This window comes from Allobosea sp. Root670, assembly GCF_001429415.1.
GTDB classification, from domain to species: Bacteria; Pseudomonadota; Alphaproteobacteria; order Rhizobiales; family Beijerinckiaceae; genus Allobosea; species Allobosea robiniae.
Window position 1 is genome coordinate 120,551 of sequence record NZ_LMJU01000020.1, and the last position, 13,512, is coordinate 134,062.

At 68.5% G+C, this 13,512-nt stretch carries 5 protein-coding genes; 3 read left to right on the plus strand and 2 right to left on the minus strand.

All coding sequences use genetic code 11. The features are described 5' to 3' along the window. The first annotated feature begins 7 nt into the window (after positions 1–7). Entirely contained in the window at positions 8–3,094 is a 3,087-nt protein-coding gene (locus ASE61_RS24300; RefSeq protein ID WP_061971364.1) for an efflux RND transporter permease subunit, read from the plus strand. 147 nt (positions 3,095–3,241) lie between these two features. Here ASE61_RS24300 and pbpC read toward each other — a convergent pair whose 3' ends face one another. Both pbpC and ASE61_RS24310 read right to left on the minus strand, forming a co-directional pair. Next, entirely contained in the window at positions 3,242–5,335 is a 2,094-nt protein-coding gene (pbpC, locus tag ASE61_RS24305; protein ID WP_061971566.1) for a penicillin-binding protein 1C, read from the minus strand. A 97-nt stretch (positions 5,336–5,432) separates the two neighbouring features. After that, positions 5,433–10,691, minus strand: coding sequence for an alpha-2-macroglobulin family protein (locus ASE61_RS24310; protein ID WP_061971366.1), 5,259 nt, complete (start codon positions 10,689–10,691; stop codon positions 5,433–5,435). A 232-nt stretch (positions 10,692–10,923) separates the two neighbouring features. Here ASE61_RS24310 and ASE61_RS24315 point away from each other — a divergent pair, with 232 nt between their 5' ends. Together ASE61_RS24315 and ASE61_RS24320 are read left to right on the plus strand one after the other, a co-directional pair. Then, the gene (locus ASE61_RS24315) at positions 10,924–12,357 is read left to right on the plus strand and encodes a serine protease (RefSeq protein WP_156407215.1); all 1,434 of its coding nucleotides are present in this window, start codon (positions 10,924–10,926) and stop codon (positions 12,355–12,357) included. A gap of 129 nt (positions 12,358–12,486) precedes the next feature. Next, entirely contained in the window at positions 12,487–13,482 is a 996-nt protein-coding gene (locus ASE61_RS24320; protein ID WP_061971369.1) for a tripartite tricarboxylate transporter substrate binding protein, read from the plus strand. Positions 13,483–13,512 lie beyond the last annotated feature (30 nt).

Genomic DNA, 13,512 nt, shown 5'->3' on the forward strand with positions numbered 1-13,512 from the left:
CCGACGCATGAGCCTCTTCGAACTCTTCGTCCGCCGGCCCGTTCTCTCGACGGTGCTGAGCCTGTTGGTGATCCTGATCGGCATCGTGTCCTACGGCCGGCTGACGATTCGCGAATACCCGAATATCGACGAGCCTGTCGTCTCGGTCCGCACCGATTATCGCGGCGCCTCGGCCGAGATCATCGAGACGCAGGTCACGCAGATCCTGGAGAATTCGATCGCCGGCATCGAAGGCATCGAGATCATCTCCTCGACCAGCCGCCAGGAGCGCAGCTTCATCCAGGTGCGCTTCCGGCCGGATGTCGATCCCGACGTCGCGGCGTCCGACGTGCGCGACCGCGTCAGCCGCGTGCGCAGCCGCATCCCGGACGAGATCGACGAGCCGGTCATCGCCAAGGTCGAGGCCGATGCGCAGCCGATCCTTTATCTCTCGCTGACCAGCTCGCGGCACGGGCCGCTCGAACTCACCGATTTCGCCGACCGTTTCATCTCGGACCGCGTCCAGAACGTGACCGGCGTGGCGGAGGTCCGCATTCTCGGCCAGCGCCAGTATGCGATGCGCATCTGGCTCGACCGCGCCCGCATGTCGGCCTACGACATTTCCGTCCAGCAGATCGAGGCGGCCGTCCGGGCGCAGAACATCGAGATTCCCTCGGGGCGGATCGAGAGCAGCGACCGCGAATTCACGGTGCTCTCGCAGACCAGCATGACCACGCCGGCGGAATTCCGCGAGATCGTGGTCAAGGATGCCAACGGTTTCTCCGTCAAGCTGAAGGATGTCGCCAAGGTCGAGCTGGGCGCGCGCGAGGAGCGTAACGCCGCCTGGTTCAAGGGCACGCCGTCGGTGACGATCGGTATCGTCAAGCAGGCGACGGCCAACCCGCTCGACGTCTCGGCCGGCATCGAGGAGGCGCTGCCGGGTATCATCGAGGACCTGCCGCAGGGCATGTCGATCGGCAAGTCCTACGACACCTCGGTCTTCATCGACCGCTCGATCAAGGCGGTCTACCAGACGATCGTCGAGGCGATCGTGCTGGTGGTTCTGATCATCTTCATCTTCCTGCGCTCGGTCCGCGCGACCCTGATTCCACTGGTGACGATCCCGGTCTCGCTGATCGGTTCCTTCGCGCTGATGTATGCGCTCGGCTTCACCGTGAACACGCTGACGCTGCTCTCGATGGTGCTTGCCATCGGCCTCGTCGTCGACGACGCCATCGTGGTGCTGGAGAATGTGCACCGCCATATCGAGGACGGCATGAAGCCGACCCCGGCGGCGATCCGGGGCATCAACGAGATCGCCTTCGCCGTGGTGGCGATGACGCTGACGCTGGTCGCGGTCTATGCGCCGATGGCCTTCTCCACCGGGCGCACCGGCAAGCTCTTCATCGAGTTCGCGCTGACGCTGGCCGGCGCGGTGCTTGTCTCCGGCTTCGTCGCGCTGACGCTGACGCCGATGATGTGCGCCAAGCTGCTGCGCCACCACGAGAACCACAACTGGCTCTACAACCTGCTGGAACGCGGCTTCGAGGGGCTGTCGCGCGGCTACAAGGCCTCGCTGCGCGCGGCCCTGTCGGTGCGCCCGCTCGTCGTGCTGCTGGCGGTCGGCGTCGCCGGCGGCGGCTATTTCTTCTTCACCCATCTGCGCTCGGAACTGGCGCCGGTCGAGGATCGCGGCACGATCACCGCCGTCGGCGTGGCACCGGAGGGCGCGACGCTGTCCTTCACCGCAGACTACGCCCGGCAGGTCGAGGATTACTTCAAGAACATCCAGGAGGTCGAAACCTATCTCGTCATCGTCGGCTTCCCCGACGTGACGCGCGCGATCGGCTTCGCCCGCCTCAAGCCCTGGGAGCAGCGCGAGCGCAAGCAGCAGGACCTCGTCGCCGAGATCAACAAGGGGCTGTCGCAGATTCCGGGCATCCGCCTGTTCGCCACCAATCCGGCCTCGCTCGGGCAGGGCAACGCCAACAGCAAGCCGGTCGAGTTCGTGCTGCGCTCGTCGGAGCCCTATACGCAGATCAAGTCCTATGTCGACCAGCTGATGGCCGAGGTCGGCGATTCGCCGGTTCTGACCAATCTCGATACCAACCTCATCCTCGACAAGCCGCAGATCAAGGTCACGATCGACCGGCAGCGCGCCGCCGATCTCGGTGTCGGTGTCGACATCATCGGGCGCACCATGGAGACGCTGCTGGGCGGCCGGCAGGTGACGCGCTTCAACATGAACAGCAAGCAGTACGATGTCGTGCTGCAGGTCGAGGGCGCCGAGCGCAACACGCCGCAGGCGTTGCAGTCGATCTACCTGCTGGGCCGCGGCGGCGCAGTGGTGCAGCTGTCGAGCCTGGTCAAGATCGAGGAGAACGTCGCGCCGAAGGAACTCGTCCGTTTCAACCAGCTGCGCTCGGCGACGGTCACCGCGATCCCGGCACCGGGATATTCGCTCGGCGATGCGCTCAAGGTGCTGGAGGACGGCGCGGCGCGCGTTCTGCCGTCCTCGGTGCAGGTCGACTATTCCGGCCAGAGCCGTGAATTCAAGCAGTCGGGCGCCAGCATCTTCATCGTCTTCCTGCTGGCGCTGGGCTTCATCTATCTGGTGCTGGCGGCGCAGTTCGAGAGCTTTGTCGACCCGATCGTGATCATGGTCTCGGTGCCGCTCTCGCTCACCGGCGCGCTCGCGGCGCTCTACTACACGGGCGGGACGATGAACGTGTACAGCCAGATCGGCCTGATCACGCTGGTCGGCCTGATCACCAAGCACGGCATCCTGATCCTGGAATTCACCAATCAGCTCCGGGAAGAGGGCAAGGAGATGATCGACGCCCTCGTCGAGGCGGCGGAACTGCGCCTGCGGCCGATCCTGATGACCACGGGCGCGATGGTGCTCGGCGCCGTGCCGCTGGCCATCGCCCATGGCGCCGGTGCGGAAAGCCGCTCGCAGATCGGCTGGGTCATCGTCGGCGGCATGACCTTCGGCACGTTGCTGACGCTCTTCGTGGTGCCGGTCGCCTATAGCTACCTCGCCCGCAAGGTGCATGGCTCGCGCCACGCCCCGCACGAGGAAGGGCATGGAGCGCATCCGGCTCCGGCGGAGTAAGGGGTCATCCCGTGCGCGCTGCAGCGTGCAACGCTGCTGCGCAGACACGGGAACCGCATGACGAGAGGGCGCCTTTTCTGCAAACGCTCCCGCATCTGCGCAGCAGCACTTACGTGCCGCAGCGCGTGCGGGATGACAGCGGAAGCGCTACTGCAGCCTCACCGAAACGCTCTCGCTTGCTCCCGTCGCATCGATCACCGAAATCCGCATGAAGCCCTTGCCCGGCGGCTGCCATTGCGTCTCGCGGCGGCGCTGCGGCTCGGTCACCGGCGTGCCGTCGACCAGCCAGGTGTAGGGCGGCGAGCCGCCGGCAGCCTTGAGGTTGAGCCGGCCATTGCCATCGAGCGCGGCGGCGGAGAGATCGATGCGGGCGCCGTCCGGCGGGAAGGCGAGCTTCAGCGTCGGCGTCATCATCGCGGTCACGGTCTTGGGCACGTCCTGCCGGAGATGCCGGAGCGGCGGCGGCAGATGGCTCGTGCTGGCGACGATCGCGTCAGCCGGCTGCGGGAAGGGGCGCGGGTCGATGCCGAGCCGGGCGAAGGCGTCGAACAAGATCGGTGCCGCCACTGCCCGCCCGACGAGGCCGGGCACGGCGCCGTTATCGGCACGGCCGACCCAGACGCCGATCGTATGCTTGCGGTCGAAGCCGACGGCCCAAGCGTCGCGATAGCCATAGGAGGTGCCGGTCTTGTAGGCGATGCGGCCGGGCACGGCATTGAGCGGTGGCGGCGCCCCGAGCAAGGTATCGGCGACATACCAGGCGGCGACCGGTTCGACGAGGCGCGGGGCCGGGCCTGACGGCGTCGCCTGCTGCCGGAAACGCAGCGGCAGCATCTCGCCGCCGCGGGCCAGCCCGACATAGGCGCGGGTCAGATCCTGAAGCGTTATGCCCACGCCACCGAGGCCGACCGCAAGGCCGGGTGCGGCGCTGTCCCTGGGCATGGCGATACTGATGCCGGCATCGCGCAGGCGCGAGAGGAAGCGCTGGGGGCCGACTGCCGAGAGCAGCTCGACCGCAGGCACGTTGAGCGAGAACTGCAGGGCCTTGCGGGCGCTGACCATGCCCTGGAAGGTCATGTCGAAATTCTCGGGGATATAGATGCCGTAGCGGGCCGGCCGGTCCTCCAGCATCGTCTCGGGATGAGCGATGCCGCTGTCGAAGGCGAGCGCATAGATAAAGGGCTTCAGCGCCGAACCGGGCGAACGCAGCGCGCGCGTCAGGTCGAGCGAGCCGGCGCGCTCAGCCGCGAAATAATCGACGCCGCCGACCGAGGCGCGGATCTCGCCGGTTTCGTTGTCGACGGCGAGGATCGCAATCGACACCTGGGGATTGAGGCCCAGGCTGCGCTCGCGAGCGAGCCCTTCGAGCGCGGTCTGCAAGCGCGCATCGAGCGAGAGCTTCTGAACGCGCTCAGCCGGCGCTTCCGCCACCGCCTGCTCGGCGACATGAGGGCTCAGGTTCGGGAAAGGGCGCCGTGCGGTCGGGATCGGCTCGTTGCGCGCGGCGGCGACCTCGTCTGATGTGGCCAGGCCCGCTTGCTCGACCCGTTCCAGCACGCGCTCGCGCGCCTTGCGGGCGGCCTCGACGTACCGGTCCGGCCGGCGCGTCTCGGGGGATTGCGGGAGGGCGACGAGCAGGGCGGCCTCGGCGGTGGAGAGCCGCTTCGGCTCCTTGCCGAAATAGGCGAAGCTCGCGGCGCGCACGCCTTCGAGATTGCCGCCGAAGGGGGCGAGCGTCAGGTAGAGATCGAGAATGCGGGCCTTGTCGAAGCGCCGTTCCAGTTCGATCGCGCGCACGGCCTGCCGGAGCTTGGCGGCGAGCGTGCGCTCCTTGCGCGGCTCGAGCAGGCGGGCGACCTGCATGGTCAGCGTCGAGCCGCCGGAGACGACGCGGCCATTCATCAGCATCTGGCCGGCGGCGCGGAGCATGCTCAACGGGTCGATGCCGTGATGGCTGTCGAAGCGCTTGTCCTCGAAGGCCTTGAGCATGGCGAGATAGCGCGGATCGACATCGTCGCCGGTGACAGGGAGTTTCCAGCGGCCGTCGGCGGTAAGGAAGGGACGCAGCAGCCTGCCCTCGCGATCGAGCACCACGGTCGAGCGATCGGCCGCGGCGGAAAGATCGAGCCGGGGGAGGGAGCGGGCGTAGAGGATGAGAGCTGCGGTTGCGGCGATGGCCGAGATCGCCAGAACCCCGGCCGCGATCTTCAGCTTGCGAAAACGGCCAGGGCGCACCGTCATGCTCGGGCTTGACCCGAGCATCTCCTGATCGAGATTCTCGGGTCTGCGCTGCGCTTCGCCCGAGAATGACGGCCCTGTTTGCCCGTTTTCGCCCATCTTACCGTGCCGAAGTGATCTCCACCGCGCCGAAGCCGGTGCGGCCGAAGCGGTCGGGCCGGTACATGTCCTCGATCACGGCGGCAGGCGAGACGTATCGCCCGGGCGAGACCGCCCGGGCGATATAGGCGACGGTGTAGGAGAGCTTGTCGTTCTTCGAGCCCGAGCGCTCGAAGGCAGCGACATAGCGGTCGTCGCGCGACTCGGTATGAACCGGCGAAACCTCCTGCTTCAACCAATCGAGGCCTGCGACCGAGGCGCCCTCCGTCAGGTTGGCGTTTTCGATCTCCAAGCCGGCGGGGACCGGATCGACCAGCAGCAGGCGGCCATAGCGCGGCGTGGCCTCCGTCACCGTCAGCGCCACGACATAGCGCTCGTTCTGGCGCAGGCGCGCCGGATCGGCCTTCTCGCCCTTCATCGTGTAGATCACGCGCTCCAGGCCGAAGCCCTGGTTCAGGGCCGGCTCCGGTGCGGTCGGGATGCCCGCTACGGTGATGACCGCCTGGGCGTTGCCGGCGCCGGGATTGGCGATGGTCAGCGACTTTGCCTCCAGCGCCTCGGCCGAAAGCGTGCGATAGAGGGCGCCTTTGCGAGCCGTGCCGTCGACCGTCAGCGTCATCCCCTCGGCGTCCTTGGCCATGGCCTGCGCCGCCAGCACCATCCACATCTGCTCCTGCGTCGAGGTGTAGCTGTAGCGGGCGTTGTTGCGGGTGGCGTCGAGGATCGAGACGGCGCGGCTGATGTCGGCGCGTTCGCCATTGGCCTCCGCGATCAGGGCAAGCACGCCGGCGCCATCACGCAGGCGCGAGCCGTAATCCGGCCGTGAGAGGCCGTCATCGCTCGCCTGTTGGAGCAGGCCCAGCGCGCTGCCGAAGGCGGCGCGGCCACGGCCACGATCGCCCAGCGCCGAGAGCGCGGCGCCGATCTGGGCGCGGGCGAGCGGCGTCGCGAAATCGCCGAGCTTGTTGTCGGCGAGATAGCGCAGGTCGCCCATCACCGGCCGGCCGTTGCGGGCGAGCACATAGAGCGCATAGGCGATGCCGGCGGCTTCCTCCTTGTTGATCTCGCCGGTGTTGACGACCTGGTTGCGCAGGCGGTCGAGCGCGAGGTTGAAGGCGATCTGCGGCACCGCGAACTGCTTCTCGCGTGCCCGCGTCAGGAAGTCCGCGACGAAGGCGTCGAGCCAGAGATCCTCGCCGCCGACGCCCCAGAGGCCGAAGGAGCCGTTGCCGCCCTGCCGGGCCAGCACGCGCTCGATCGCGTTGACGACGCGCTCGTCAGCCTTGTCGTCGAGCGCGAGCTGTTCCATCGAAGCGAGCTGGTTGACCGCCAGCAGCGGCAAAGCGCGCGAGACGGTCTGCTCGGTGCAGCCATAGGGGTAGCGGTCGAGCGCCTTGAGCAGGGCCGGCACATCGAGCGAGCCGAAGGGCGAGACCGTCACCGAGACCTGCCCGGAATTCGGCACGAGATCGGCCAGCAGGTCGGAGGAGACGGTGATCGCCCCGCCATTGCCCGGGATGGCGCGGACGATGCGGCGCGCGATCGTCGCGGCCGAGGGCTGCACGCGCACGGCGAGGTTCTGCACCGTACTGAGCCCGTTCGGGCCGGAGACGCGGACATCGAACTCGGCGCGGCCGAGGCCGGCGGCGGTGACCGGAATCGTCATCTGCGTCTTGGCGCCGGCGCCGAGCTGCATCGTGCGGCGGGTGGCGTCGGCCGCGACCAGTACGGGGCCCTTGACGTCGAGATCGACGGTATAGGCGCCGGCCGGCCCCTCGACATTGTCGACCTGAAGGTGGAAGCGCGACTGGTCGCCGATGGCGAGGAAGCGCGGCAGCGTCGCCTGCGCGACGATCTGGTCGCGCACGATCACGTCGGCGCTGGCCTGGCCGGTGCGCCCGGCCGACCAGGCGACGCCCATGACGCGAACCGAGCCGTTGAAAGCCGGCATGTCGAAATCGATCTTCGCCGTGCCGTCCGGCCCGACCTTGACCACGCCGGAATAGCGGGCGAGCGGCTCCTGCGTCGGCTTCTCGCCGTCCATCTGGGGCGCGGCGTCGCCGCCAGTGCGGATCGCGCCGCGGGTGCCCTGCATGCCGTCGATCAGCAGCCCGTAGAGGTCGCGCAATTCGTGCCCGAGCTGGCGCTGGCCGAAGAAGAACCGGCTCGGGTCCGGGCTCTCGTGGCGGGTGAGGTTGAGGATGCCGATATCGACGGCGGCGAGCGTGACATAGGTCTCCTCGCCGGCCTGCATGCCGGTGACCTTGACGGGCAGCGACAGCGTCGTGAGCGGACGCACCAGCTTCGGCGCGCCGAGATCGAGCGCAAGCGTGCGCGTCTCCTTGCCGATCTGGAACCAGGACAGGCCAATGGCGCGGCCGGGCAGGCGCTTGGCGGTGGCGTCCATCGGGCGATGGGCGAGCACGACGAGATAGGCGCTGGCGCCCCATTCGGCCTTCACCGGAATGCTGGCCGAGGTGCCGCCCTCGGTGATGTCGATGGTGCGGATATCCGCGACCTTGTCGGTGACGACGGCGAGCGTCGCCTTGCCGGCGAAGCGCGGCGAGAGGCGGACCTGCAGGCTCTCGCCATCGGCGTAAGAAGCCTTGTCCAAGGCGACATCGAGCACATCCGGCGTGTCGGCGGTCTTGTCGCTCTCATAGCCGACGCTGAAGGAGACCGAGGTCTCGGCCGCCTCGTTGCCGTCAGAGGTCACGTCGAGCCGGTAATTGCCCCATTCGACGGGAGCCGCGATCTTCGCGCCGGTGGCCTCAGCGACCGCGATCTCGCCGTCGGCGACGCGGCGGGTGGTCTTCACGCCCTCATAGTTCCAGCGGCCGTCCTGGAAGAACCACTGGTAGTTGCGGCGGACCTTGGACAGCACCCATTTCACGCCGGGCCGGGCGAGGCGCTTGCCGTCGCCGGTCGCCATGATGACTTCGAAGGTCGCGGTCTGGCCGCTGCCGAGATCGCCGTCCTTGAACAGCTTCTTCACGCCGATGGCCGCGCCCTTGGGCACGATCGGCAGGGTGACGGAGCGCGCGATGGCGCGCCCGCCGGGCTCGCCGACGCGCACGGTCATCTCGACCTCGAGCGGGCGGTTGGTGTCGGGCTGCTGGACCGGGTTGGAGATCACGGCCTTGCCGGCGGCGTCGGTCGTGGCGCTCTCCTCGAACTCGCTCTGGACCGGCTCGAATTCCTCGTCGGTGAGGCCGACCTGATAGTCCTTGAAGCCGGGGATGGCGCTGGCCTCGGCGGCGCGGATCGTCATCGCGCCGGTGACGTCGAGCTCGGAGCCCGGCGCGCCGTAGAGATAGCGGGCGGTGACATCGAGCTCTGCCGGCTCGCCTGCCTGGAGCAGCGGCGCCTTCGGCGACAGCGTCAGCTCCAGCCGCTCGGGCACGTAATCCTCGACGAGGAAGGAGGTCTCGCCGATCGCCTGGCCCTTCGGATCGGAATAGGCGAGGACGCGCCAGGTGCCGGTTGCGGCGCCCGAGACGAGCTGGATCGAGTGGGCCCGCCCGCCCGCGCCCTGGTCCTCGACCTGACGGCGGCGATACTCGACGCCGTCCGGGCGCTTGACGACGATGGTCAGAGGCAGGCCGGTGACCGCGGCGCCCTTGGCGTCACGCAGCAGCGAGGTCAGGTAGACCGTCTCGCCGGAGCGATAGACGCCACGTTCGGTGTAGAGGAAGGCGTCGAGCCCGGTGGGCGCGACGCGGCCCTTCACGCCGCGATCGGAGAGGTCGAAGGCGGTCTGCTTGAGGTCGAGAAAGCCGTAATCCTCGGCGAGCGAGGCGGTGACGAGGCCGGGCGCATTGCCGCCCTGGCCCTTGCCTAATCCGGCATCGAAGCGGGCATAGCCGTTGCCGTCGGTCTTCGCTGTGCCGAGCACCTCGTTGTTGCGGGCGATCAGGTTCAAGGTCGCATTGGCGATCGGCCTGGCGTCGGCCAGCGAGCGGGCGAGCACATGCACGCCGTCGGGGCCGGTGAAGGAGGTCAGGCCGAGATCGGAGACGACGAACCACTGCGTCGCCCGCGTCGAGCCGTCGTCGTAGTCGCCGTCATCGCCGGAGGACTGCGTCTGGGAGGGGCCGCCCGAGGGCTTGGCGAACATCACATAGACGCCGGGCTTGAGGCTGCCGACCGCTTCCGTCACCGGGAAGGCGGTGATCACGTCCTGATTGAGCTCGGACTTCACATCCATCGTGCCGGTCCAGACGCTCTGGCCCTTGTCGCTGGAAATCTGCCTGGCGGAATAGGAGCCGAGCTGGCCGAGAAAGTCCTCGGAATGGACCGAATTGATCAGGTTGCGGTCGCCGATCCGCATGACCTCGAGGTCGAGCTTGCCTGAGTTGACCGAGACGACCGGGATGCCCTGCTGGCCGGTGCGCGGCAGCACGTAATTCTTGCCGGTAAAGCGCACAGACGGCGTGCGGTCGCGGACATAGATTTCGTAATCGGCCGATTTCAGCAGGGTCTCGTCGGGCAGGGCGGAGGGTACGCCCTGGCGGATGACGACGGCATAGCGCTCGCCATGCCTGAGGCCGTCGACGCAGATCTGGCGGCCCTCGGCGCTGACGGCGAAATCGCCCTTTCCGCCCGAAATCGCGACATAGGGCGCGAAATCGACGCGGCCACGCGCCAGAGCTTCCGAGAACTCGAAACAGGCGCGCGGGCTCGCGGCATCGGAATCGGTCTTGTTGGAGATCAGGCGGAAGCCGCGCTTTTCGCGCAGGCTCTCATAGGAACTCTGCAGCGCGGCATTGGCGGCCAGGTCGAGGCTGAGCCGATAGGCCGTCAGCGCCGGGCGCCACAACTGGTTCTTCTCGAAGGTGCCGGCGAGCACGCCGAGCGAAGCCGCCTCGTCATTGCGGGTGGTCGAGCGCTGATAGGCGAGATAGGCGGACGCAATGGCGCGCTCACGCAGTTCCCAGCGCTCGCGATAATCGCGCGGCTCGATGGCGTTGGCGGCGCGCGCCATCAGGCGCCAGCCGGCGGCATTGGCGGAATCGGCAACGATCGCGGCATTCGCCTGGGGCAGGGCGGCGCGGGCATCGCCGCGGCCGAGCGCGATCTCGCCGGCGCGGATGGCGTCCGCGGCGGAGCGGTTGCCGGTCGCGACCTCGCGCTTCAAGCGTTCTTCCAGGCGCTGCCCGTCGGCGAGCAGGTCGTTGCGGACATAGGCCTTCTGGGCGAAGGCGGGGGCCGCAGCCAAGGTGAGTGAGAGGGCGAGCGCGAGACGGGAAAGCAGGGTCATCGTCGGTCCTCTTCGTCGATCGGCCCGGCCAGGATCGCCGGACATGGCTTCAGGCCGATGACGGTGTGACGGGGCCGGCAGGCTACCACCGTGCCGCGCGCGTTCAAGTCATGCGAATGCAGGTCGTGTGGAGGCGGGAGCTGCCGCTACGGGAATCGCTTCGCCATGGTTGCGGCGCGGCGCGTTCTGACGCTCAATGCAGCCGCTTCGCCCGCCCTCGAGGACGAGATCCATGCCGCCCGCCCCTTTCCTCCACCCGCGAATCAGATTGGCCCGCAGCGCCGCCCTGGCGCTGGCGCTGCTGTCGGCGCCGCTTGCCCATGCGCAGGCTCCCGCTCCGTCGCCGCAGATGGCGGCGGCGCAGGCAGGCTTCGAGGCGCTGCCCGAAGCGGAGCGCAAGGCGATCCAGAACGACCTGATCTGGGCCGGCCAGTTCAACGGTGCCGTCTCCGGCTCCTATGGCCCGCTGACCTTTCGCGCGATCAATGCCTTCAAGGGGCGGCGCGGCCCGGCCGACGGGCTGCTGGCGCCGACGGAGCGGGCGGCGCTCGCCAGGGCGGCGCAGACGGCGCGCGATGCGGCCGGATTCAAGGTGCTCGCCGACGACAAGACCGGCGTGCAGATCGGCATACCCCAGAAGCTGCTGCCGAAGCGGGACGTGACGCCCTCGGGCGGCAGCCGCTGGCAGAGCACCGACGAGAAGGTCACGCTCGACACCTCCGCCTCGCCACCGGGCGAGGATCTCGCGGCGCTGTTCGAGAAGGCGATCGCGGTCAATCCGAACAGCCCGCGCAAGATCACCTACAAGCTGCTGCGGCCGGATTTCTTCGTCGTCACCGGCGAGACCTCCGGCGGGCGGTTCTATCGCCGGCTCTCGGCCGGGCCGCAGGGCCTGCGCGGCTTCTCGATCGGCTATGACAAGGCGCTGGCGCCGACCGTCGACAAGCTGGTCATCGCGATCGCCGCGAGCTTCGAGCCCTTCCCGACCGGGGCGGTTCCAGCCCAGCCCTCGGCCGTCGCCGGCACGGCTGCCAACCCGCCCTCGGGATTGTCGTCGTTGTTCGCACCGGCGACGCGCAGCAACGAGCGCTATGGCGTCGCGCTCGCGCTCAACGAGCGGATGGCGCTGAGCGCGGCCGCGGCGGTCGATGGCTGCCGAACCTTACGTATCGGCACGCGCAACGCGAAGCTGCGGATCAAGGACGATGCCAGCGGGCTTGTGCTGCTCGATCTGGAAGGCGCTGGTGCGGCGAAGCCGCCGGGCCTGCGCAGCGAGGCGGTGGGCGCCTCCGAGGCACTGGTGCTGGTCGCCTTCGGCAACGATGCCGGCAAGCGCGCCGCCGTCGCACTGCCCGGACAGAGCGCGCAGGCCGGCGGCAAGCCGATGCTCAAAGCGCCGCTCCAGCCCGGACAGGCGGGCGCGCCGGCCTTCGACCGGCAGGGGCGGCTGGTCGGGATCGTCACCGACAATCCCTCCGACAAGATCCTGATCGCCGGCGTCGCGCCGCAGCGCAGCTACGGGTTCGCCGACGGGGCAGCGATCCAGGCGATGCTCGGCAAGGCCAGCGTGTCGTTGCCAGCGGCGGCGGCCGGTGCGGAACTCAGCACGGGGGCGGTGGTCGAGCGGGTTTCCGGCGCGGTCCAGCCCATCACCTGCGGACTGTAGCCTCGGCCAAAATGAAAGGTTGTCACTGGCCACGCGATCGGCTCAGATGACGCCCGTCAGATCAAGGGAGCCCCGTCGTGGACGAGGAGCGCCCAGGCACTAAATCGATTTAGCGGAGGAGACTGGGGAATGACCGATTTCATCGACAGACGAACTGTGCTCAAGGGCGCGGCCGCGGCCGGCGCGGCGAGCCTGATTGCAGCCCCTGCCATCGCGCAGGCGAATTATCCCTCGCGGCCGATCACCATGGTCTGCCCGTGGGGCGCCGGCGGCGGCACGGATGCCACGGCGCGCATCGTGGCGCAGCTTCTCGAAAAGGACCTCGGCCAGCCGGTCAACGTCGTCAACCGCACGGGCGGTTCCGGCGTGGTCGGCCATTCGGCGATCGCGACGGCGGCGCCCGACGGCTACAATATCGGCATGCTGACGGTCGAGATCGCCATGATGCACCATCAGGGCCTGACCGAGCTGAAATCGACGAGCTACACCGCGCTCGGGCTGATGAACGAGGACCCGCCGGGCGTGCAGGTCTCGACCTCCGGCCCCTACAAGGACATCAAGGGTCTGGCAGACGCGATCAAGGCGGCGCCTCCCGGCAAGCTCAAGGCGTCGGGCACCGGACAGGGTGGTATCTGGCATCTCGCCCTGATCGGCTGGCTCGTCGCCATGGGCCTGAAGCCGGATCATGTCGCCTGGGTGCCGTCGAACGGCGCTGCGCCCGGCATGCAGGACCTGGCGGCCGGCGGCATCGACATCGTCACCTGCTCGGTGCCGGAAGCCCGCGCGATGATCGACGCCGGCAAGGCGAAGTCGCTGGCGATCATGGCAAGCGAACGCAACCCGCAGTTCAAGGACGTGCCGACGCTGAACGAGACGCTCGGCATCAACTACTCTATCGGTGCCTGGCGCGGCATCGGCGCGCCGAAGGGCCTGCCGCCCGAGATCGCGGCGAAGCTCACCGCGGCGCTGAAGAAGGCCTTCGATTCGAAGGATTACAAGGACTTCATGAACTCCCGCGGCTTCGGCATGAAGTTCGCGGACGGGCCGGGATTTGCCTCGTTCATGGCCGCAAGCGACGCCTCCATGGCCTCCGCCATGAAGGCGGCAGGCCTCGCCAAGGGCTGAGCGGCACGGAACTCGTAACGCCGGGAGCAA

What these genes read in the sequence shown, in the direction of transcription:
- pbpC (WP_061971566.1), bottom strand. Translation starts at nt 5,335, where the DNA reads ATGACGGTGCGCCCTGGCCGTTTTCGCAAGCTGAAGATCGCGGCCGGG.
- ASE61_RS24320 (WP_061971369.1), top strand. Translation starts at nt 12,487, where the DNA reads ATGACCGATTTCATCGACAGACGAACTGTGCTCAAGGGCGCGGCCGCG.
- ASE61_RS24300 (WP_061971364.1), top strand. Translation starts at nt 8, where the DNA reads ATGAGCCTCTTCGAACTCTTCGTCCGCCGGCCCGTTCTCTCGACGGTG.
- ASE61_RS24315 (WP_156407215.1), top strand. Translation starts at nt 10,924, where the DNA reads ATGCCGCCCGCCCCTTTCCTCCACCCGCGAATCAGATTGGCCCGCAGC.
- ASE61_RS24310 (WP_061971366.1), bottom strand. Translation starts at nt 10,691, where the DNA reads ATGACCCTGCTTTCCCGTCTCGCGCTCGCCCTCTCACTCACCTTGGCT.